Here is a 22,447-nt window from a genome sequence, read left to right on the forward strand (position 1 = left end):
AGGCGGCGCAGCCGGCCACGCAGCCCGTGCCACCGCGGGCGATGCCTGCAGCGCAAGCGGCTCAGCCGCCAACACAGGCGCCGCCGCAGCTGCAATCGCCGGTGGCTAATCAGGCGGCTGCTCAAGCTGCGGTCCCCGTAAATTCAGCAACGGCCCAGTCTGCAGGGTCTGCACAACCTGATATTCCTACACAACCAGCATCCGCACCACAGACAGCAGCGCCTACGCCGCAGACAGCGCCACCGCAGGCGACCCAGTCAGCCCATGCCCAATCCACCCCAGTACAGCAGGCAGCCGCTCAGCCTTCCACAGGGACAGTGGCTGCCCAAACCGTAGCTGCACCAGCAACTACGCCAGCTTCGGTCAGAGCGGTGAACAACCCGGCATCGGCGCAAGTCGAGACCATCAACACACCTGAATCTCCGGTCACCTCGAGCGGTGACCGGAGCACGAACGCCGTCACAGCAGCCCAAGGGACCCAGCCGCAGGCTGGCCCGGCTTCAGTGGAGCGTCAGCCTTTAAACCCGGTACAACAACAGCTCGTATCGACCGCAGCCGTAAATCAGTCAGGGAAGGAGGCTGCTGAAACGCTCAAGGGACTGCTGCTTCAGCTGACTGGCACCCAGGATATCCCGCCAGCCCTGAAAGAGTCTGTACAGCAGGTCGTACAGCATCTTACAGGCCAGCAGCTGCTGTTGAATACGGACCGGACGGCCCCTTTTGCACAGGTTACCCTATTCATCCCGCTCCAGGGGCCAAGCGGAGAGCAGACAGCCTCCGTACATATTCAGTCCCGCAGGGGCCGCAAGGGCGAGCTGGATTCAAGAAATTGCCGGCTGTGGTTTGATCTGGACATGAAGCAGCTGGGCCATACCGTGGTCGATGTTAATGTGGTGGATAAGATCGTCAGCCTTCATATACGAAATGACCAGAAGTGGGCAGGAGAGCTGTTTGAATCGAAGCGTGAAGAGCTGGCAGCAGCTGTTGAATCGATCGGATATCAGCTGTTCAGCCTGAAGTCCGGGCCGCTTCCCGAAAATACTTCTGTCAAGCTGGAGCCGCAGCAGCCAGCAGGAGGAACAGCTGGAGAATATACTCCACAGATCTATAAAGGGGTGGACCTCAAAATATGAGCCCGAAAAAATTTCCAAAGCCTGTCCCCAAGCCTGGACGCGACTCTGACCTTGCCATGAAAAGGGCGGTGGCATTGAAATATTCTCCCGAGCAGAGTGACGCTCCGATTGTTACCGCCAAGGGCCAGGGAAAAGTGGCGGAAGCGATCCTCGAGCGGGCGAGGGAGCATGGGGTGCCAGTCCAGGAGGATGCAGCCCTGGTTGAAGTGCTGTCCAAGCTGGATCTAGACCAGCAAATCCCGGCCGAGCTGTACCAGCTGGTGGCGGAGGTGCTGAGCTATGTATATCAGGCAGAAGGCATGGCCAGAAAAGGGGGCGGAACAGGATGAAACCAGATATCCGTGGAAGACAACCGGCTAATCGCAGACAAAAAGGGGCTGCCGCAGAGGAAGCTGCCGCGCAGCATCTCATCCAGAACGGTTACCGTATCCTGGACCGTAACTGGCGCTGCCGGACCGGCGAGCTCGATATAGTGGCAGAGAAGGACAGCGTGCTGGTCATTGTAGAAGTGAGAAGCCGCAGTGGCAGCAGCAATTTCGGCACACCGAGCGAGTCGGTAGACCGGCGCAAAATGCAACAGGTCCGCAGCACGGCAGAGCATTACCTCCATGTCAAAAAACAGTACGGAAGACCGATCCGCTTTGATGTCATCGCTGTCATGCTGAATGCTGAACTTACTACGGCTTCCATCGAACATATACCAAATGCATTTTAAGAGAAAGAAGGGACAGCTTGATCGCAAAATCAAGCAAGCTGCAGGCGCCTTAAGGAATGTCGTCAACACCGGCTTTCTTAAAGCAGCAGCGTATTCCGTATTTATCCTGAAAACCGGTCTCCCCAGGCTAGCACGGAGACCGGTTTCGTTATTTTTGTTAGTACATTCTCCTTACATACTGCCTGCCTCGTCAGACACAATCGTCTTTATGTCCAGCTGGCGGTACTGGATCGCTTCCGCAATATGAGACGTCGAAATGTCGCCTCCACCTTCCAGGTCGGCGATCGTACGCGAAAGCTTCAGGATCCGATCATAGGCACGCATGCTGAGTCCGAGCGCATCCAGCGTGGCGTGAAGCAGCTTCGCAGCCTCAGGATTAAGCGGGGCAAATCGCCTGAGGGCGCTGCCGTACAGTTCACTATTCCAGCGAAATGACGTGTTTCGGTAGCGCTTGAGCTGAATGTCCCGTGCTGCCTCCACCTCACTGCGCATATCTCCCGATGACAGAGGCTCCGAGGCACCTGGTATTTCCTTCGGGCGGGGCACCTCCACCTGGATATCGATCCGGTCCAGCAGCGGACCGGATATTTTAGAGCGGTAGGCAGAGATTCTCTGCAAACTGCAGGTGCAGCGCTGTAAGGGGTGATCACTGCCGTAATAGCCGCACGGACAAGGATTCATGGAACAAGCGAGCATAAAACGGGCGGGATAAGTGAATACCGCCCGGGCCCGGCTGATCGTCACTTCATGATCCTCCATTGGCTGTCTCAATACCTCCAGAACGCTGCGTGAAAACTCGGGGAGTTCATCCAGAAACAGGATGCCCCGGTGTGCAAGGCTTACTTCTCCAGGCTTCGGTATGGTGCCTCCGCCAATAAGACCTCCTTGGGAAATCGTATGATGCGGCGAGCGGAACGGACGCCGGCGCAGCAGACCGTCCGCTTGCTTCAGCTTACCCGCTGCGCTGAAGATTTTGGTCGTTTCCAGCGATTCCTGTTCCGTCAGCTCGGGCAGAATGGACGGCAGGCGCTTGATCAGCATGGTCTTGCCTGTACCTGGTGGTCCAATCAGCATAATGTTGTGCATCCCGGCTGCGGCGATCGTAAGGGCGCGTTTAATATGCTGCTGGCCGATCACATCCCGGTAATCCTCCAGCTGATCCTCATTCAAGCGATTCACAGAGCGTCCACCCTTCCCGGCTGGAATGATTCCATCTGTAAGCCTCTCCAGTTCCACATGAACAGGTGCTGCTGTAGCACCGAGCCCTACAACTGCCTCCGAATTACCCTCAACTCCAGCCGCAGAATCCCGCAGATCATTCAAATGCCTGATACTGTAGATTTCTATGCCGCCGATCAGGGCGGCTTCCGGCGCATTTTCCAGCGGCAGCAGCACACCCTGAAAGCCGTCCCTCTTGGCGCGTTCTACCATCGAAAGTACGCCGGTTACCGGCCGGAGGCTGCCGTCCAGCGACAGCTCGCCGATGATGAGGAGCCGTTTCGTATCGGGCAGAATCAACTGACCACTCGTCGTCAAAATGCCAAGGGCGATCGCCAGATCGAAAGCTGCCCCTTCCTTCCGCAGATCCGCAGGCGCGAGGTTTACAGTAACCCGCTGAAGCGGATAAGTATAGCCGCAATTTTTGATCGCAGCCCGAACACGTTCCACCGATTCACGGATCGAGGAATCCGGCAGCCCGATGATGGAGGTTTGGGGGAGCCCGTTGGCCAAGTCTACCTCCACCTGAATCATCACGCCATCAATGCCATAAAGACAAGCACTGTATAATTTTCCATACATAACAAAACACCTTCCTTCAGATCAATCCGCACATAAAGAACGGGTGGTGACCGGAAAAAAGGTGCTTCCTTATTTTCACGTAATCTTGTATTCTAACGGTATTTTATGGCACAAGCACAGTGAAGTCAATATTTACTGAATTTAAGATGATTGCCATATTTTAAGATTCTAAAGTTTGGGCAGTAACGAGAAGGATTGGAAATAGCGTACTAACCAGTATCGAGATAAAATCAATGGCAAGCGCATCAATTGATAGCGTTTACAAAGAACAAAAAAGGAGAGGGTTATATGAAAGCACGAGCTAAAAAGTGGATTTCCATTTCTCTGGCAGCCATGATGGCAGCTTCCCTGCTGGGAGGCTGTGGTAAAGAGGAAGCGTCACCGAATACTGGAGGAGGCGGTGGAGATAAAGAGAGTAAGCCGATAACGCTGTCCATGATGACCAGTTCGCACACCAGCTTCCCTTATAAGGAGGACTGGCCCATTTATAAATTTTATAAAGAGAAAACCAATATTGGCTTTAAGGTCCAGCCGGTCATGGACGATTATGCAACTGTAATGAACTTGGCCATTTCGTCAGGCGAGATGCCTGATCTTATGCTGGTGACCGACCTGAGAGCGGCAAATACCTATGGTTCTAGTGGAGCGTTTGTCAACTTCTTTGACCATCTGGACATCATGCCGAACTACAAGAAATTCCTTGATGAAAATCCTGATGCCAAGGCCTCGATTCTGTCGCCGGAGGGAAAAAACTACATTCTGCCGTTATCCGGGCTTGAGCAGCAATCACGCCGCTCCTGGCTGTACCGCGCCGATATTTTCAAAAAACATAATCTGACTCCGCCGACAACCTACGAAGAGCTGTACACCGTTTCCAAAAAGCTGAAGGAAATTTATCCGGACAGTTATCCAATCGCTGCATTCAATAACTTGTCTACGCTCGAGAAAATGGCACCGGGCCTGAATACAAGAAACACCTACTATTATGACTACGAAAAAAATGAATGGCGCTATGGTCCAACTGAAGAGAATTACAAGACGCTCGTTACTTACATGAATAAGTTCTATAAAGAAGGTCTTGTCGCTCCTGATTTTATGGCACTCAAACGCAAGCAGTTCAATGACGCGCTCTTGCAGGACAAATCTTTTATTTCCATTGACTATATAGGGTTAATTGATGAAATTCCACAGATGCTGGGTGACCAAGCGGGAGATTTCAGTCTGGAGTTTATGGCTCCGCCTGTCGGCTCGCCGGACGGAAAACCGGAGAATATCTTCTCTGGATTGCTCGGTGACGGATTTGCCGTATCTGAAAAGTCCAAGGAAAAGGAAGCGCTGCTGAAATATATCGATTTCCTTTACTCTCCTGAAGGCATTGAAATTGCAACCTGGGGTAAGGAAGGCGAAACCTACACCGTGGAGAATGGGGCCAAAAAATTCAAGGCTGAGTACGAGGGCTTTGGCGATCTCCGTAAGAAGACAGGCATAGCAACCTACGGCTCGTATTTTGTGCTCGATATGAAAGCCTATGATCCAATGAACAGCGAAAAAATGCAGAGTGCAATGGATCAAATCGGTAAACACGAGACCAAAGCCCAACCACGCCTGCCATTTACCAATGAAGAAAATGAAGTGATCAGCTTGGTGGGTGAGTCTGTCAAGAAATATATGGAAGAATCCATTTCGAAGTTCATTCTGGGGCAAAAGAGTATGGACGAGTGGGACGCATACGTCGCTGAAGTTAATAAACTTGGAGTGGACAAAGTTCTGGACGTTTACCGCACAGCTTATGAACGGAATCAGAAGTTCGTAGAACAAAAATAACAGAATGAATAAACGCTAAATCAAGAACTTATAAAACCATGCCTCCGGCTGAAGCACTTGGTCTATGCCGGAGGGTTTCCTTTTAAGGGTTTGATGTGAAATATGGGTGGAGGAGGAATCATCGTATGAAGAAAGCCGGACAGCCCAGTTTTCTAAGCAGGGTAAGTAGAGATAAATATTTACTGATATTGCTCCTGCCCTGCGCACTTTATTATCTGATTTTTAAATATGTCCCTATTTTCGGGATCATTATCGCATTTAAAGACTTCAACCTGGTCAGAGGGATTTCAGAGAGCAGCTGGGTCGGGTTTAAATATTTCAAAATGTTCTTTAATACGCCAGATTTCTGGCCCGTACTGAGAAATACGTTTCTGCTTGGCTTCTATAAACTGGTCATCGGATTTCCGGCACCGATTATTCTGGCGCTGCTCATCAATGAGGTAAGAAAGTCCTTTTTGAAGCGCTTTGTGCAGACGGTCAGCTATCTTCCGCATTTTATTTCCAATGTGGTTGTTGCAGGCATAGCCGTAATGTTCCTGTCTCCTACAGGAGGGATGATTAACAACATTCTGCATGCGATTGGATTTGAAAAAATCAACTTTTTGGTTGAAGCCTCCTGGTTCAGAACCATCTACATTTCGACGGATATCTGGCAGCATATTGGCTGGGGAACAATTATTTATCTCGCGGCACTGACGGGCATTGACCCTCAGCTGTACGAGGCGAGCAGAATGGATGGAGCAAACCGCTGGAAGCAAATGAAGCACATAACACTGCCGGGGATTGCACCGGCGATCGTCATTATTCTCATTCTGGATATCGGAAAAATATTGGAGATTGGCTTTGAAAAGGTATATCTGCTGGCAACGCCTGCTACGTATTCAACGGCGGACATTATATCAACCTATGTCTACCGGATCGGTCTGACGCAGGGTAACTACAGCTATGCGACAGCCATCGACCTGTTTACAGGAATTATCAGTTTTATATTTATCATTTCCGCAAATACGTTCAGCCGCAAGGTCAGCGGCAGCAGCATCTGGTAAGGAGGGGCTGAAATGAAACAACGATTTGGATGGTTTGACGTGTTAAACGCCCTGATATTGTCAGGAGTCGTTGCTGCTTGTCTGTACCCGTTTATATACATGCTGGCAGTATCACTCAGCGATTCGGCTTCCATAGCCAAGGGGCAGGTTTGGTTATGGCCAAAGGGCTTCAACCTGGACATGTACCGATATGTGTTTGAAGATGGACGTGTATTAAAAGGTTACAAAAACACCCTGATCTACACATCTTTGGGGACGTTCATCTCCCTCATCGTGACGGCTCTCGGAGCCTATCCGCTGTCGAAGAGCAAAATGGTAATGGGCAAGCCGATTTTACTTATGATTGTCTTTACGATGTTCTTCAACGGCGGGATGATTCCTACTTTCCTCGTAGTAAAGGAATTAGGATTTATTAATACCGTCTGGGGAATGGTGCTGCCCGGTGCGGTAGCCACCTGGAATTTACTGATTATGCGAACCTTCTTTTTGGGCCTTCCGCAGGAGCTGGAGGAGTCAGGCAAAATTGACGGGCTGTCCGAGATCGGAATCTTTTTCCGGATCGTGCTTCCCCTGTCCAAGCCTGTGCTCGCTACCATTGGCTTGTTCTATGCCGTCAGCATGTGGAATAACTTTATGGGTCCGCTTCTATATCTGCGTGAGGCTGATCTACAGCCCCTTCAGGTTATCCTCCGGAATATCGTCCTTTCAGGACAGTTTACCGGGACGGAAGGGCCGGTTGTCGGAGATATTGTCGTCGTAGAGGATGGCTTGAAATTCGCCACAATCATGGTCTCCACACTGCCGATTCTTATGGTCTATCCTTTTATTCAGAAATACTTTGTTAAAGGCGCTCTGATTGGATCTGTAAAAGGTTAATCAGCCGGCCATTCACCCGTTGTCCCGGAAATGCTGTTATTTCCGGTATACCTCAGGGTGAAGGCCGGTTTATTTTCTTTATTTCATATATTTTACATATTTACGATTCTCAAGTTTGGGCAGTAAGGAGAAGGATTGGGAGCGAGATAGATCAATGTCAAGCGCATAATTAATAGCGCTTACCAAAAACAGAAATGAAAGCTAAATGGGAGATCAATGTCCTTCAGGACGATGATCTCCCATTTTTTTATAATTCATATTAAAGATGCTCTGGTCAGATCTGAAAAAGGTTAAGCGGCACTGGCCGGTTAACCGTTGTCCCGGAGTTGATGCTTTTTTCGATAGTCTCCAGGTGGATGGCCGGTTTCTTTTTTGAACATTCTGATAAAGGAGGTAACGTTACGGTAGCCGATACGGGTTCCGATTTCCTGAATCGAAAGGTCTGTCGTTTCCAGAAGCTCCTTAGCCTTGCGGATACGGATCGCGTTTAGATGCTCACTGAAATTGCTCCCAGTATTTTCTTTGATGTAGCCGGACAGGTAAGTCGGTGACATGTTGAACTTTTGCGCCAGTATATCAAGAGAGATATCCTCAGCATAATGGGTTTCCAGGAATCCAAGTATGTGTTGGTTTATACCATAGTTTTTCTCCAATTTCAGCTGAATCGCGTCAGCCGCCTCCGTAAGCTTCTTCTCCAAGAGTTCATGGTATTGAGCAGCTGTGGCACAGTAAGACAATGTTGAGGAAGGTTCCACTAACTCATCTGTTGTAATGCGGTATTGGTCCAGCACCTTCTGCACACGTTCCAAAACATAGTCGGCGAACCATCTTACTTGATCCGCAGTGGCCCCGTCCCGTTCAAGCTTCTCGATAATTCGGCTGACCCAACTGCGGCAAGCAGTCAGGTTTCCGGCCTGCAGATTCATTAAAAACTCCTGCTCCTGCTCCGGCGTCAGACCGGTGAGTTCTAGCGTTGAATCCATTTCCCATATGATCTGGGTTTCTTCCAAAGGCTTGCCAAGCCGGATTAGAGACAGTGCTTCAGAATAGGCCTGATCGAAATCTGCCGACTGCTGGAACAGAGAGGATACCCCTATTGTGACAAGGTAATCCTCATGGTCGTGGTCCAGAATGTGTTTGATGTTTTCCAGGCAGTCCTTCAGCGCGTCCGGTTCCTCATTTGCATAGATAACAGAAAGAATCTGATAGGACTCCATCTGGAAGGTATGCGACAGCGGAAAGGCTTCCTGCACGTGGATATTGATCATTTCTTTGATTTTCCGTGTCAGTTTGTAAATGGTTCTGTCATCTTGATTGGTTGAAAGCCGGCGGTATCTGAGCTGATAGACGACCACCGTAAAGGCTCCTTCAGCAAGCTCCATTCCGTCCAGTGGAGTGGATTCAAGATCCAGCTTCTTGAAGCGGGCCATATAGTTGTAGTTGGTCAACAGCGGCTTGGAGCTTTCAATCCAATCCTTGATCTGGCTGCGTTCCTTCTGAAGTCCCTTCAAATGGCTGGAGATGGCATTGAATTCGGTAATGCTGCCGTTGTAGCTGACAGCTTCATTACGGTTAAGTCCTTGAATGATGCTTTTGAGCGGGCGATTGATAGTCCGGCTGAAGAACAGCGATGCACCGATACCGATGAGCAAGGTCAGACCAAATAGCAGAATGGCGATCCAGTTCATCTTGCTGATTGACTGGTGCAAATAACGGTGTGGAATGACATTCACATAGGTGAAGCCTGAAGACTCTCCTTGTTCAAAAAAATAATAAGTTCCCTTGCTGAGTATCCATTCCTGTTTGCCGTCCCAGTCCGGAATTTGTGAAAGGTCTAATTCTTCAGTCGCTGATTGGAAAAGCAAACGTCCGCTGCTGTCCAAAAGAAAAAAATGCGAATCGGCTAAACCTTTATAGGACTGGTACCATTTCTTAACGTCCACCAGAGCGATGATTTCCCAGTTGTTAGCCGCTACATAGGTCTTCAATGGGAGCAATTCCGAGATCCGGCCCTCCGGTTTGATGATAAATCGGCTGGCAGGAAGGGCTTCAAGAAATGATGAACTCTTCTTCTCCTGCTTCCAAAAGGATAACGGGTAATCCTCACTCGTATAAAAATGCCCGAACATCCGATCCTCACTGACACTGCCATCCTTCTCAATCAGAAAACCCTGGTTATAGCGGATTATCACATTGTCCAGATTGTAATAAGTGTTGGAAACCAGGCTTCGGATCTGCCCGTTTATCTTGTTAACCTGCAAATAATCGATCCCGCTTTTCCCTTTTTCTCTGGCCTGGCGGTCAATGTTTTTCACAAATTCATTATGCTGAAGGTTAAGAAGTGCATTTTTCCAGTTCGTATACTGCTTTTCAAAGCTGTCCACGGTATTCCGCATCATGGTCCTGTTATATTTGACGATTTCGCTGCTGACATGACTGGAATAAAAGGACATGGTCCAGATATTGTAAACCGAGAGCAAAATAATAACGATTAGAAAGTACATCAACATTTTTACAAACAGCGAGTTAAATGGTAGGTATTTTCTTAATTGAGCCATAATAAGGCAATCTCCCTTTTTAAACGCCTTCATAAAACTAATCTTAGTAGAAGAATATCAAAAGATAAAGAAATATATGGGTATTTAAATGAGCTTGCGGTTATTAGTAAGTCCGCAGATTTTATTACATAAAAGCTATTAAAGCGGCGTAAACCGTTCTTACTATGAGGTAATGGTTAAGAAGAGTGAGTTCTTTTGTCTTCCATGTATTTCCAATTATTCTCTGGACGGAATCATATCCATATCAAAAAGCTGTGGATAAGTTGTGAACTTTTTAAGGTAAGCGTTTTAAAAACATGTTACAATAGCTTGGGTTGTTTGTATAGATAGGTTTAATAAGCCTTGTTCCAGTCATGTTGATAGGAGGATTCCAGAATGAATATCCATGAATATCAAGGAAAACAAGTACTGAAGCAATATGGAGTGGCCGTTCCTAACGGCAAGGTAGCTTTTACGGTAGAGGAAGCTGTTGAGGCAGCAAAGTCGCTGAACAGTCCCGTAACCGTTGTCAAGGCTCAGATCCATGCAGGGGGACGCGGTAAAGCAGGCGGTGTTAAAGTTGCCAAGAGCCTGGATGAGGTTCGTGCTTATGCCGAAGAGATTTTGGGCAAGGTGCTGGTAACACACCAGACTGGACCAGAAGGTAAAGAAGTTAAGCGTTTGCTTATTGAAGAAGGCTGCGATATCCGCAAGGAATATTACATCGGCGTAGTTGTGGACCGGGGAACCGGACGCGTTGTCATGATGGCTTCAGAAGAAGGCGGAACGGAGATCGAAGAGGTTGCTGCAGCAACACCTGAGAAAATCTTCAAGCAAACGATTGATCCAGCGGTCGGAATGCAGATGTTCCAGGCTCGCAAACTGGCTTATGCAATCAACATTCCAAAAGAATTGGTAGGCAAGGCAGCTAATTTCATGATCGCCTTGTATACGGCTTTTGTTGAGAAAGATTGCTCGATTGCTGAAATTAATCCATTAGTTGTAACAGGTGATGGAAACGTTATGGCTCTGGATGCCAAACTTAACTTTGATTCCAATGCGTTGTTCCGTCATAAGGATATTCAGGAACTGCGTGACCTGGAAGAAGAGGATGAGAAGGAAATTGAAGCATCCAAATATGATCTCAGTTACATAGCTTTAGATGGCAATATCGGCTGCATGGTAAACGGAGCTGGACTTGCTATGGCTACGATGGATATTATTAAATATTACGGCGGAGATCCTGCCAATTTCCTCGATGTAGGGGGCGGCGCAACAACGGAGAAAGTAACAGAAGCATTCAAGATTATTTTGTCCGATCCACAGGTTAAGGGTATCTTCGTTAATATTTTTGGTGGAATTATGCGTTGTGATGTTATTGCATCCGGCGTGGTGGAAGCGGCGAAGCAGCTCGGACTTACACGTCCGCTGGTTGTTCGTCTGGAAGGTACAAACGTTGATTTAGGCAAACAAATTTTGGCTGAGTCCGGACTGAATATCGTTCCTGCAGATTCCATGGCTGATGGAGCGCAGAAGATCGTTTCACTCGTTCAGTAATATTCATTCCTGAAGGGGCATGGCACGTGGGACGAAAGGTTAGTCCAGCCGTGCGGTTGCTTTCATTTTCAAATAAAGATAGGGGATGTGAATCAATCGTGAGTATTTTGGTCGATAAAAACACAAAAGTCATTACACAAGGGATTACAGGTAAAACGGCTCTGTTTCATGCAAAAGGTGCACTCGATTATGGTACGAAAATGGTAGGAGGAACTTCTCCGGGCAAAGGCGGAACAGAAGTTGAGATCACGCTTGAGAATGGTGAAACAGTAAGTCTTCCAGTATTTAATACTGTTGAAGAGGCGAAAGCTTCAACGGGTGCAACAGCAAGCGTCATTTATGTACCTCCTGCATTTGCTGCGGATTCCATTATGGAGGCCGTAGATGCAGAAATGGAGCTTGTCATCTGTATTACAGAAGGAATTCCGGTTCTGGACATGGTGAAAGTTGCCCGTTATATGGAAGGCAAGAAGACTCGCTTGATCGGACCAAACTGCCCTGGCGTCATTACTCCAGGTGAATGTAAAATCGGTATTATGCCGGGATATATTCATATGCCGGGTCATGTGGGTGTCGTATCTCGCAGCGGTACCTTGACTTACGAAGCTGTTCATCAGCTGACTACTCGTGGTATTGGACAATCTTCTGCGGTAGGTATCGGTGGAGACCCTGTAAAGGGCTCTGAGTTTATCGATATTCTTAAACTGTTCAATGAAGATCCACAGACTCACGCTGTTATTATGATCGGTGAAATCGGTGGTACAGCGGAAGAGGAAGCAGCTGAATGGATCGCTGCTAACATGACCAAGCCGGTTGTCGGATTTATCGGCGGTGTCACAGCTCCTCCAGGAAAACGTATGGGGCACGCTGGTGCAATCATTTCCGGAGGTAAAGGAACAGCTAAAGAAAAAATGGCAGTTCTTGAGGCTTGTGGAATCAAAGTTGCTCCAACACCATCTGAGATGGGTTCAACCCTTGTGAGTGTGCTTGAAGAAAAAGGTATACTGAGCTTGTGCACAACGCACTAAGCTAACATATTTAGTATAATATCGAAGTAGGTAAGCAACCTTTTATTTCCGAACAGGAAATGAAGGGTTGCTTTTTGTATTTTTCAATCCTATACGATGTGGGAGGTATATAATGAAGGAATTGCTTGAACGTGCATTGTTGATTGCCTTGCATGAGACAGAAGGAATAGGATGGAAAACAATACATCGTCTCATTGATAATGGCATATTCGGTGTGGCGATGATTGATTACGAAGCGAAGGATTGGATTGCTTGTGGACTGAGTGTCGAAATTGCTCATAAACTAGCAGCCGAGCTTCGTCCATCCGTTAATGATAAATATCGGAATTTGTCAAATAATACGTATCAAGTCATCACTGCACTTGATGAAGAATACCCTGACATGTTAAAGTCATCTCCTCAGGCACCATGGGTTTTATACCTGCTCGGTAACATCCAGTTGCTAAAACAATCGGGAATTGCAATCGTTGGCACAAGGGTACCCACTGCCTATGGACGCAAGGTTGGTTCAATTCTGACAGAGGAATTATGCAGAGCCGGTTTGGTTGTTGTGAGCGGAATGGCACGGGGCATCGATAGTGTAATTCATGAAACCGCACTTCAATGCGGAGGCGGAACGATTGCCGTTCTTGGAGCGGGTATTAATGTTGTATATCCTCCGGAGAATCGCTCTTTATATGAAGAGATTAGATTAAAAGGGCTTATTATATCTGAGTATCCGCCAGGGACGAAGGCGCATCCTGGTTTCTTTCCGCAGAGAAACCGGATTATTGCCGGTCTTACCTTGGGAACACTGGTGGTTGAGGCTGATGCCAGGAGTGGCTCATTGATTACTGCCGATGCTGCTTTAGAAGCTGGAAGAGATGTTTTTGCTGTTCCGGGTCCTATTACTTCGCCGAAGAGCCGAGGTACACTGGACTTAATCAAACAAGGTGCCAAGCTGATCACTTGCGGGCAGGATGTGATTGAAGAGTATGAATCATGGTTACCTAATTTGGAAAAGAGCAGCTCAATGTTTGAGCCGAATGACATTTCTTCTAATAATTATGATACGAGCGGGTTGACAAAAGACGAAATGGAAATATACCATATGTTGCATCAGGGGTCGGCTACGCTGGATGAACTGCTCGAGCGGACTCGTTGGGATTTTGGACATTTGCATTCAGTTCTGTTATCTTTAATCATAAAAAAGCAGATAACCCAATTACCTGGTGCAATATATAAGATTATTTAACCGTATATTCAAAGTTTGAGAGGAGGATGAACCTGTGGCGGATTCACTCGTCATCGTAGAATCGCCTGCTAAGGCGAAGACGATTGGCAAATATCTCGGCAGCAAGTATATCGTGAAAGCTTCAATGGGACACGTTCGTGATTTGCCGAAGAGCCAAATCGGGGTTGAGGTTGAAGACGACTTTAATCCAAAATACATTACGATCCGCGGAAAAGGTTCTGTCTTAAAGGAACTTAAGGATGCTAGTAAAAAGGTGAAAAAAGTGTATCTGGCAGCTGACCCCGATCGTGAAGGGGAAGCTATTGCATGGCATCTTGCCCATGCGCTTGAGCTGGATAATACTCAAAACCTTCGTGTTGTATTTAATGAAATAACGAAAACAGCGGTAAAAGACGCTTTTAAAACACCCCGCAAAATCAATATGGATTTGGTAAACGCTCAGCAGGCAAGAAGGATTTTAGACCGCCTTGTTGGATATAAAATCAGTCCATTATTATGGAAAAAAGTGAAGAAGGGTTTGTCTGCCGGCCGTGTTCAATCCGTTGCCGTGAAGATCATTTTAGACCGTGAGAATGAGATCAGTGCGTTTGAGCCGGAAGAGTACTGGAGTATTACAGCTAAGCTTGCGGTTAAAGGCTCTTCATTTGAAGCGAAGTTTCTGAAATTGAATGGTGACAAGAAGGAACTGAACAATGAGCAGGATGTAAACGAGATTCTCTCTCTTATAAAGGATTCTTCCTTTAAAGTGGGTGAGGTTAAGGAAAGAGAACGCCAGCGCCATCCATCCGCTCCGTTTACGACAAGCTCGCTTCAGCAAGAAGCTGCCCGTAAACTAGGCTTCCGCGCTGCTAAGACCATGTCTGTCGCTCAGCAGCTCTACGAGGGAGTTGAGCTTGGTAAAGAAGGCACAGTCGGATTGATCACGTATATGCGTACAGACTCAACCCGTATTTCGGAAACAGCACAAGTAGAGGCCAAAGAGTATATTTTGGAGAAATTCGGTGAGAAGTTTGTTCCTGAAACTCCTCGAAATTATTCGAAAAAAGCGGCTAATGCACAGGATGCTCACGAAGCGATTCGTCCGACCTCGGTACTTCGTAATCCGGAGAGTATGAAACCTTTCTTGAGCAGAGATCAACTGCGATTGTACAAACTGATTTTCGAAAGATTTGTGGCTAGTCAGATGGCTTCAGCTGTTCTGGATACTTTGTCTGTCGATATTACTGCTGGACCTGCAGTATTCCGTGCTACAGGCTCAAAGGTAAGATTCCCAGGCTTTATGAAAGTGTATGTTGAAGGTAATGATGATGGCACGACAGAAGAAGAGAAGTTCTTGCCTGAGCTTCGTACAGGTGATGAACTGACTCAAGAGGCGATTGAGCCGAAGCAGCATTTTACTCAGCCGCCGCCTCGTTATACGGAAGCGCGCTTGGTTCGTACACTCGAAGAGCTGGGTATTGGGCGCCCGAGTACGTATGCACCTACACTGGAGACGATCCAAAAACGTGGTTATGTTGCGATAGAGGAGAAGAAGTTTGTCCCAACTGAGCTTGGTGAGCTTATTATCGAGCAGATGGAACAATTCTTCCCGGAGATTTTGAACGTTGAGTTTACAGCTAATATGGAAGAAGATCTCGACCATGTAGAGGAAGGATCGGAAGACTGGGTTAAGGTTCTCGGTGTGTTTTATGAGACTTTTGAGAAAAGGCTAAAAGTCGCTGAGGAAGAAATGAAAGAAATCGAGATTGAAGATGAAGTCTCGGATGAAATTTGCGATAAATGCGGTAAACCGCTTGTATATAAACTAGGTCGGTTCGGGAAATTCCTTGCTTGCTCGGGGTTTCCGGATTGCAGAAATACAAAACCGATTGTGAAGAATATTGGGGTTACTTGTCCAAAATGTAAAGAAGGCCATGTCGTTGAACGCCGCAGTAAAAAAGGACGCGTCTTCTACGGATGTGATCGTTATCCTGAGTGTGATTTTGTATCCTGGGATAAGCCGTCACTCAAGCCATGTCCAAACTGCAGCAGCTTAATGGTCGAGAAGAAGAGTAAACAGGGCATTAAACTGCAATGCACTGCATGTGACCATTCTGAAATGGTGGAAGAATTAGACGAAGCAGAGGATCTGTAAGGCATACAGGGGGGATTACCATGACAGAAACACAAAGAGTTACGGTTATTGGTGCAGGACTCGCGGGCAGTGAGGCAGCTTGGCAAATCGCAAGTCGGGGCGTGCCGGTGACTTTATATGAAATGCGGCCGGTCGTAAAGACACCGGCTCACCATACAGATCAATTTGCCGAGCTCGTCTGCAGCAATTCGCTTCGCGCTAACGGGATGACGAATGCGGTTGGCGTGTTAAAGGAAGAAATGAGACAGCTAAACTCTCTGGTTATAGGATCAGCTGACCGAAACGCGGTTCCGGCAGGGGGAGCCCTTGCTGTGGACCGCGACGGTTTCTCTGGAGAGATAACGAAGACACTTCATGAACATCCGTTAATTGAGGTTGTAAATGAAGAAATTCAGCATATACCTGAAGAAGGTATTGTTGTAATTGCTACTGGCCCGCTCACATCACCGGCATTATCGGCGGAAATTAAAAAGCTAATGGGCGAGGATTATTTTTATTTTTATGATGCAGCAGCTCCGATCATTGAGAAAGATTCAATTGATATGAGCAAGGTTTACCTTGCTTCCCGTTATGACAAAGGTGAAGCGGCATATTTAAACTGTCCGATGACAGAAGAAGAATTCGATGCATTCTATGATGCGCTTATCCATGCAGAGGTAGCACAGCTGAAGGAATTCGAAAAGGAAATCTATTTCGAAGGCTGCATGCCGATTGAGGTGATGATGAAGCGCGGGAAACAGACGGCGCTCTTTGGCCCCATGAAGCCGGTCGGCCTTGTGAATCCCCATACCGGTGAACTTCCATATGCTGTCGTTCAGCTTCGTCAGGACAATGCAGCGGGTACACTGTACAATCTGGTTGGATTCCAGACACATTTGAAGTGGGGAGAGCAGAAGCGTGTATTCTCCATGATACCTGGACTTGAGAATGCTGAAATTGTGAGATATGGAGTAATGCATCGTAATACATTTGTGAATTCTCCGAAACTGCTCGAACCAACTTATCAGGTGAAGAACCGTCCAAACCTGTATCTGGCGGGCCAGATGACTGGTGTAGAAGGTTATGTCGAGTCGGCAGCCTCTGGACTGATCGCAGGTATTAACGCCGCTAGAGCAGCCCAGAATCAAGATGGGCTTGTATTTCCGCAGGAAACAACCATCGGAAGTATGGCCTATTACATCACGAATGCAGATCCGGAGCATTTCCAACCCATGAATGCTAACTTTGGTTTGCTGCCTGGTCTAGAGATTCGTATACGTAACAAGAGAGAGAAGAACGAGGCGCTCGCTAACCGGGCACTGGAGCAGGTTCGAGAGTTTATTAGCTTAAATGCGCTTCACACGAATTCTTAATCCGTAATATAGGGAGGTCCTTCATCATGGATATGACTTTTCACGCGACGACCATCTGTGCAGTACGGCATAACGGAAAGGCTGCTATTGCGGGAGATGGACAAGTTACATTCGGGGAAAGTGTAGTAATGAAGCAGACCGCCAAAAAAGTACGCCGACTTTACCGGGGACAAGTTGTCGCCGGTTTTGCCGGTTCTGTGGCGGATGCAATTACATTGTTTGAAAAGTTTGAAGGAAAGCTGGAAGAGCATCACGGAAATTTACAGCGGGCTGCCGTTGAATTAGCTAAGGACTGGCGTCAAGATCGAATTCTCCGCAAGCTTGAAGCGTTAATGATTGTAATGGATAAGACAGGAATGCTGCTTATTTCCGGTGGAGGCGAAATCATTGAACCTGATGATGATGTGCTTGCTATTGGTTCAGGCGGCAATTTTGCGTTATCTGCAGGGCGTGCATTAAAGCGGCATGCCGGGCATATGGAAGCTCGCGATATTGCAAGAGAAGCGCTGCAAATTGCATCTGAAGTATGCGTGTATACGAATAGTAATATCATCGTGGAAGAATTGTGATTAAAGCACAGGTGGAGGGATGACGATGAGTAATGAAGCAATGACCCCAAGACAAATTGTGGCGGAGCTTGATAAATATATTGTTGGTCAGAAACAAGCAAAGAAATCCGTAGCCGTCGCACTTCGCAACCGATATCGGAGAAGCAGACTGTCTGAAGAGGAAAGAGATGAAATCGTTCCTAAAAATATTCTAATGATCGGTCCGACAGGAGTAGGTAAAACAGAGATTGCAAGACGTCTTGCCAAACTGGTTAATGCGCCTTTTGTCAAAATCGAGGCAACGAAGTTTACAGAAGTGGGTTACGTTGGACGCGATGTAGAGTCAATGGTCCGCGATCTTGTTGAAACTGCAATCCGAATGATTAAGGCGGAGCGAACCGAAAAGGTTAAGGACAAGGCAGAAGAGATGGCGAATGAACGTATTGTACAGATCCTGGTTCCTTCGGCGAGTAAAAATAAAAGTCAGCGAAATCCGTTTGAGATGCTGTTTGGCGGAAACCAATCCAATAATGAAGTAGAAAATGACACTGAAGAGAAAGACAGTAACATTAAAGAGCAGCGGAGACAGGTAAGGTTTAAATTGCTGTCAGGAAGTCTTGAGGAAGACCTCATAGAAATTGATGTTGAGGATACAGCGCCAAACATGTTTGACATGTTTGCGGGTCAGGGCAATGATCAAATGGGAATGAACATGCAGGAAATGTTTGGGAACCTCATGCCCAAGCGGACGAAGAAGCGTAAACTTCCTATTAAGGAAGCTCGTAAAGTTCTGATTCAGGAGGAAGCTGCAAAGTTAATCGACATGGATGATGTTATCCAGGAATCTGTAAGAAGGGCCGAACAGTCGGGGATCATTTTTATTGACGAAATCGATAAGGTTGCAAGCCAAGGCAACTCATCAGGGCCTGATGTATCCCGTGAAGGAGTGCAGCGTGATATTCTGCCGATCGTTGAAGGATCCACCGTAATGACCAAATATGGTCCTGTAAAGACGGATTATGTGCTGTTTATTGCTGCTGGAGCTTTCCATGTATCCAAGCCATCGGATCTGATTCCTGAGCTTCAGGGACGTTTTCCAATTCGGGTCGAACTGAGCAGCTTATCTCTTGACGACTTTGTTTCCATTCTTACAGAACCTCAGAACGCGTTAACAAAGCAGTATGTGAACTTGCTCCGCACAGAAGACATTGAAATCGAGTTTTCGCCGGAAGCGATTCGGGAGATTGCGCAAATTGCTGCATCAGTGAATCAAAACACGGAAAATATCGGTGCCCGGAGGCTTCATACAATTTTGGAAAAGCTGCTCGAGGACTTATCGTTTGAGGCTCCTGAACTAACTCTGGAGCGAATGGTCATTACTCCCCAGTATGTTAAAGAAAAATTGGCTGACATTGCCCAGGATCGGGATTTGAGTCAATACATCCTGTAATGTCGAATTGTCGAAATGATTTCATAAGTCGGCAAGCAAGCAGGACCGATAGAGTATAGGTACATTTTCGGGCAAGACCTAGTCAGCATTTTAGAAAATGAAGTGATTTTTCCATAATTATCCACTGAAATTTGCAGATTATAGAAGAAAAATGGATAAAAATGAATAAAAAGCCCTTCTTTTTGACAAAAGATAGGGCTTTTTTCTCATTGAAAAAAGTCCCATTCTCTAAGAAACTTAGTTTATATGACATCATATTGTCTTTTTCTACTAAAGACCTAGATTACGGCATAGAGTTATAATAGAGAATGTCGAATAAAAGAGGATTTAGTTGGGTAATGTGGAATATGTTTCTTTAGCACTATTGAGAAGGGGTATGATTGGTGAACTTATTAAACAACAGCAGCTTTCAAAGGCTTCAAAGCGGGCTAAATGCCGCAAATCTTAGAAACCAGGTGCTTGCGAACAATATTGCCAATGAAGACACACCCTATTTTAAAAGGTCGGATGTAGCATTTGAAAGTCTCTTGCAAAAAGAGATGAACAGTGTACAGGGGACACTGCAAGGAAAGCGAACAGATCCCAGACATTTTATGATTGGTCCGTCAGGCCGTATTCCGGGTGTATCTGTACGCAGCGATAATTCAAGTTCAATGAACAATAACGGGAATAATGTCGACGTGGAGAGGGAAATGTCTCTGCTTGCAGAGAATCAGCTTCGATATAATTCCTATGTTCAATCTGTAAATGACCAGATCCGTATTATGCGGGCAGCAGTGGAAGGGAGATAAGGGTGCATGATGTTCAGTAACAGTTTTAGTGTCAGCGCCTCCGCGTTAACGGCACAGCGTTTAAGAATGGACGTGATTTCCTCTAACATAGCGAATTCGGAAACGACGCGTGCTCGCATAAGCAATGGAGAGCTTGTTCCATACCGCCGGAAGGTTGTTGTTATGGAGCCTCAGAAGAATTCTTTTGAGAGTGTTTTGCAATCTCAGATGGGCGCTGGTGCAGGAATTGGCCAAGGGGTAAAAGTCGGTGCGATCAGGGAAGATCAATCACCGCTCAAGCCCGTGTATAACCCCAGCCATCCGGATGCGAATGCTGAAGGTTATGTGTATATGCCTAATGTGGATATTACAAAAGAGATGATTGATATGATTTCGGCCAGCCGATCTTATGAAGCTAATATCACGGCATTAAACGCTTCGAAAGCGATGGTGATGAAAGCCCTAGAGATAGGAAAATAGAGAATTATACATATAGAAGGAAGAGGAGGGAATAGTCATGATTCAGAATACGATGTTCGGCCCCGCAGCGGTACAACCTTTGAAAATGCAAACCTCTGTTAAACTGGAAGCAACTCCTTCAGAATCGTTTCAGAAGTTTGGTTCATATCTTGAGGATGCACTTCAATCGGTATCTGCCCAAGAGAAAAGTTCACATTTAATGACAGATAAAATGATGCTGGGCCAAGTCAACGTGGATCAAGCGATGATATCGGCCCAACAGGCTTTACTGAGCGTTCAGCTCACAACACAGGTCCGAAATAAAGTGGTAGAAGCCTATCAAGAGATCATGCGCACGCAAATCTAATGTTTCTAGCAAAGTTTCGGATGGGGTGAAGATGTGAACGAACGAATAGCCCAGTATCGGGAAAAAATTTCTCAATATTGGAATCAATTCAGCAAAAAAACAAAGATCATGCTTATAGCAACCGTGGCTATTACCTTGATTGCCATTACCGTACTCACGATGCAGTTCTCTAAAACAGAGTATGAAGTGGCATTCAGAGATTTAAACTCCAGCGATGCAGCCGGAATTATAGAACATCTTGAATCAGAGGGGATTCCATATAAGCTCAGTCAAGATGGAAGGAGCATATCGGTTCCTAGCACCAATGCAACGAAAGTGCAGATTGACGTTGGATCACAAGGGATTATACAGAACGGCACAATTGGCCTTGAGACATTTGAGAAGAACGCATCAGCGATTGGTATGACTGAAAATGAGTTTGAAGTAAAGTATGTCAATGCTCTGAACGGTGAGGTCGAGCGATTGCTTGAAAAAATGAGTGGCGTAAAGGATGCAACCGTGCTGCTTAATCTTCCAAAGGAAAGCATCTTTGCTACTACAGCGGATAGAGAGAAAGCTTCAGCATCGGTTGTCTTGCAATTTAAGCCGGGTTATCGACCGAACCAGGAGATTATTGACAGTTATTATAATCTGGTTAAAACATCCGTACCGAGTCTGCCGATTGAGAATATTACCATCACGAATGATGAAATTGAGCTGCTGGCAACCGCTAAGGGCGGACAAGGCGGATTAATCGGTAAGGTAGAAGAAAACTTTGAACTTCAGAAGAGGTTTGAAAATCAGGTCCGTGAAAACGTTCAACAGTTTCTATCCCAGTACATGGGACCGAACAAGGTGAACGTACTTGTTGCGTCCAAACTTAATTTTGATCAGATCCAAAGTAAAGAAAATTTAGTAGAGCCCGTTGATAAAGAAGAAATGAAGGGAATTGAAATCAGTGTCCAGGAAATTCAGAAGAATTATTCGGGCACAGGCAGTCCCACGGGCGGAGTTGCTGGTACAGGAGAGGAAGAAGTACCAGGGTATCCAAGTGATTCGACTAGCGGACAAACGCAATCAGAAGAAACTTCTAGTACGAGGAACTATGATGTGAATCGTATCACACGCGATATTATTTCAAGTCCATACACTGTTAAAGATTTAACCATTAATGTTTCGGTTGAACCACCTTCCGGACAAGAAATTTTAGACGAAACGACTAGAGGTGCGATTGAGAATGTTTTGGTGAACATCGTCAGAGCATCGCTTGCAGACTCTGGTATAAGCTACACGGATGCTGATTATTCGAATAAGGTTTCGGTGGTGTCAAGGGTAGTCAATACGAAACCAGAAGAAAATACGAAGACATTCCTTTCTCAGCCGCTTATGTGGGGTATCGGAGTCGCTGCGCTAGCCTTGCTGGCAGGAGGTACATTCTTCTTTATTCGCAGACGGAAGAAGCGGGATTTATTGGAAGAGGATATTCCACTTCCGCCAACAACGGAATTTCCGTCTATTAATCTGGAGAGTGTGACGAATGAAAGTCAGGTTCGCAAGCAGCTTGAAACACTGGCGAAGAAGAAACCGGACGAATTTGTGAATTTACTTCGATCTTGGCTAGCTGACGAATAGGGGTGG

General features: G+C 46.6%; 18 protein-coding genes and 1 pseudogene. 17 read left to right on the forward strand and 2 right to left on the reverse strand.

Annotation, left to right across the window (positions count from 1 at the left end; all coding sequences use genetic code 11):
* The 3 genes and pseudogenes from BN1234_RS22645 to BN1234_RS21315 form a co-directional block, all read left to right on the forward strand.
* Nucleotides 1-1,133: pseudogene (locus tag BN1234_RS22645) on the forward strand (hypothetical protein); the annotation flags it as partial.
* Complete coding sequence (locus tag BN1234_RS21310; protein WP_156337294.1) at nucleotides 1,130-1,462, forward strand: EscU/YscU/HrcU family type III secretion system export apparatus switch protein; 333 nt, start codon at nucleotides 1,130-1,132, stop codon at nucleotides 1,460-1,462. The pseudogene BN1234_RS22645 and the gene BN1234_RS21310, both read left to right, overlap by 4 nt.
* Nucleotides 1,459-1,848 (forward strand): YraN family protein, encoded by a 390-nt coding sequence (locus tag BN1234_RS21315; RefSeq protein WP_054958651.1) that lies wholly within the window; start codon nucleotides 1,459-1,461, stop codon nucleotides 1,846-1,848. Before BN1234_RS21310 ends, BN1234_RS21315 begins: the two co-directional genes overlap by 4 nt.
* Before the next feature lie 171 nt (nucleotides 1,849-2,019).
* Here the strand turns inward: BN1234_RS21315 and BN1234_RS21320 are convergent, their stop codons facing one another.
* Entirely contained in the window at nucleotides 2,020-3,648 is a 1,629-nt protein-coding gene (locus BN1234_RS21320; protein WP_054958652.1) for a YifB family Mg chelatase-like AAA ATPase, read from the reverse strand.
* Between the two features lie 288 nt (nucleotides 3,649-3,936).
* Here BN1234_RS21320 and BN1234_RS21325 point away from each other — a divergent pair, with 288 nt between their 5' ends.
* The 3 genes from BN1234_RS21325 to BN1234_RS21335 all read left to right on the forward strand — a co-directional run bounded on the left by BN1234_RS21325 (nucleotide 3,937) and on the right by BN1234_RS21335 (nucleotide 7,394).
* Nucleotides 3,937-5,472, forward strand: a complete 1,536-nt coding sequence (locus BN1234_RS21325; RefSeq protein WP_054958653.1) for an extracellular solute-binding protein — start codon at nucleotides 3,937-3,939, stop codon at nucleotides 5,470-5,472.
* Between the two features lie 125 nt (nucleotides 5,473-5,597).
* Nucleotides 5,598-6,518: an ABC transporter permease gene (locus BN1234_RS21330; protein ID WP_054958654.1), complete on the forward strand. Its 921-nt coding sequence runs from the start codon at nucleotides 5,598-5,600 to the stop codon at nucleotides 6,516-6,518.
* A gap of 12 nt (nucleotides 6,519-6,530) precedes the next feature.
* Complete coding sequence (locus BN1234_RS21335) at nucleotides 6,531-7,394, forward strand: carbohydrate ABC transporter permease (protein ID WP_054958655.1); 864 nt, start codon at nucleotides 6,531-6,533, stop codon at nucleotides 7,392-7,394.
* A 308-nt stretch (nucleotides 7,395-7,702) separates the two neighbouring features.
* Here BN1234_RS21335 and BN1234_RS21340 read toward each other — a convergent pair whose 3' ends face one another.
* Nucleotides 7,703-9,952, reverse strand: coding sequence for a helix-turn-helix domain-containing protein (locus BN1234_RS21340; protein ID WP_054958656.1), 2,250 nt, complete (start codon nucleotides 9,950-9,952; stop codon nucleotides 7,703-7,705).
* A 375-nt stretch (nucleotides 9,953-10,327) separates the two neighbouring features.
* Between BN1234_RS21340 and sucC the strand changes: the two genes are divergently transcribed.
* From sucC to fliF, 11 genes are all read left to right on the forward strand, one after another.
* Entirely contained in the window at nucleotides 10,328-11,488 is a 1,161-nt protein-coding gene (sucC, locus tag BN1234_RS21345; protein ID WP_054958657.1) for an ADP-forming succinate--CoA ligase subunit beta, read from the forward strand.
* 98 nt (nucleotides 11,489-11,586) lie between these two features.
* On the forward strand, nucleotides 11,587-12,516 hold the full coding sequence (sucD, locus tag BN1234_RS21350; protein ID WP_054958658.1) for a succinate--CoA ligase subunit alpha: 930 nt from the start codon (nucleotides 11,587-11,589) through the stop codon (nucleotides 12,514-12,516).
* A 112-nt stretch (nucleotides 12,517-12,628) separates the two neighbouring features.
* On the forward strand, nucleotides 12,629-13,750 hold the full coding sequence (gene dprA / locus BN1234_RS21355; protein ID WP_054958659.1) for a DNA-processing protein DprA: 1,122 nt from the start codon (nucleotides 12,629-12,631) through the stop codon (nucleotides 13,748-13,750).
* 34 nt (nucleotides 13,751-13,784) lie between these two features.
* Nucleotides 13,785-15,884, forward strand: coding sequence for a type I DNA topoisomerase (gene topA / locus BN1234_RS21360; protein WP_054958660.1), 2,100 nt, complete (start codon nucleotides 13,785-13,787; stop codon nucleotides 15,882-15,884).
* Nucleotides 15,885-15,904: 20 nt separating this feature from the next.
* Nucleotides 15,905-17,236 carry an FADH(2)-oxidizing methylenetetrahydrofolate--tRNA-(uracil(54)-C(5))-methyltransferase TrmFO gene (gene trmFO, locus BN1234_RS21365; protein ID WP_054958661.1) on the forward strand — a complete coding sequence of 444 codons (1,332 nt, stop codon included), beginning with the start codon at nucleotides 15,905-15,907 and terminating at the stop codon, nucleotides 17,234-17,236.
* Between the two features lie 26 nt (nucleotides 17,237-17,262).
* Nucleotides 17,263-17,805, forward strand: a complete 543-nt coding sequence (gene hslV / locus BN1234_RS21370; protein WP_054958662.1) for an ATP-dependent protease subunit HslV — start codon at nucleotides 17,263-17,265, stop codon at nucleotides 17,803-17,805.
* A gap of 25 nt (nucleotides 17,806-17,830) precedes the next feature.
* On the forward strand, nucleotides 17,831-19,234 hold the full coding sequence (hslU, locus tag BN1234_RS21375; RefSeq protein ID WP_054958663.1) for an ATP-dependent protease ATPase subunit HslU: 1,404 nt from the start codon (nucleotides 17,831-17,833) through the stop codon (nucleotides 19,232-19,234).
* Between the two features lie 383 nt (nucleotides 19,235-19,617).
* Complete coding sequence (flgB, locus tag BN1234_RS21380) at nucleotides 19,618-20,025, forward strand: flagellar basal body rod protein FlgB (protein WP_054958693.1); 408 nt, start codon at nucleotides 19,618-19,620, stop codon at nucleotides 20,023-20,025.
* Between the two features lie 6 nt (nucleotides 20,026-20,031).
* Entirely contained in the window at nucleotides 20,032-20,484 is a 453-nt protein-coding gene (flgC, locus tag BN1234_RS21385; RefSeq protein ID WP_054958664.1) for a flagellar basal body rod protein FlgC, read from the forward strand.
* Between the two features lie 37 nt (nucleotides 20,485-20,521).
* Nucleotides 20,522-20,830, forward strand: coding sequence for a flagellar hook-basal body complex protein FliE (gene fliE / locus BN1234_RS21390; RefSeq protein WP_054958665.1), 309 nt, complete (start codon nucleotides 20,522-20,524; stop codon nucleotides 20,828-20,830).
* A gap of 33 nt (nucleotides 20,831-20,863) precedes the next feature.
* The gene (gene fliF / locus BN1234_RS21395) at nucleotides 20,864-22,441 is read left to right on the forward strand and encodes a flagellar basal-body MS-ring/collar protein FliF (protein ID WP_054958666.1); all 1,578 of its coding nucleotides are present in this window, start codon (nucleotides 20,864-20,866) and stop codon (nucleotides 22,439-22,441) included.
* The last annotated feature ends 6 nt before the right edge of the window (nucleotides 22,442-22,447 follow it).

This window comes from Paenibacillus dakarensis (assembly GCF_001373415.1).
Lineage (GTDB): Bacteria > Bacillota > Bacilli > Paenibacillales > Paenibacillaceae > Paenibacillus_AQ > Paenibacillus_AQ dakarensis.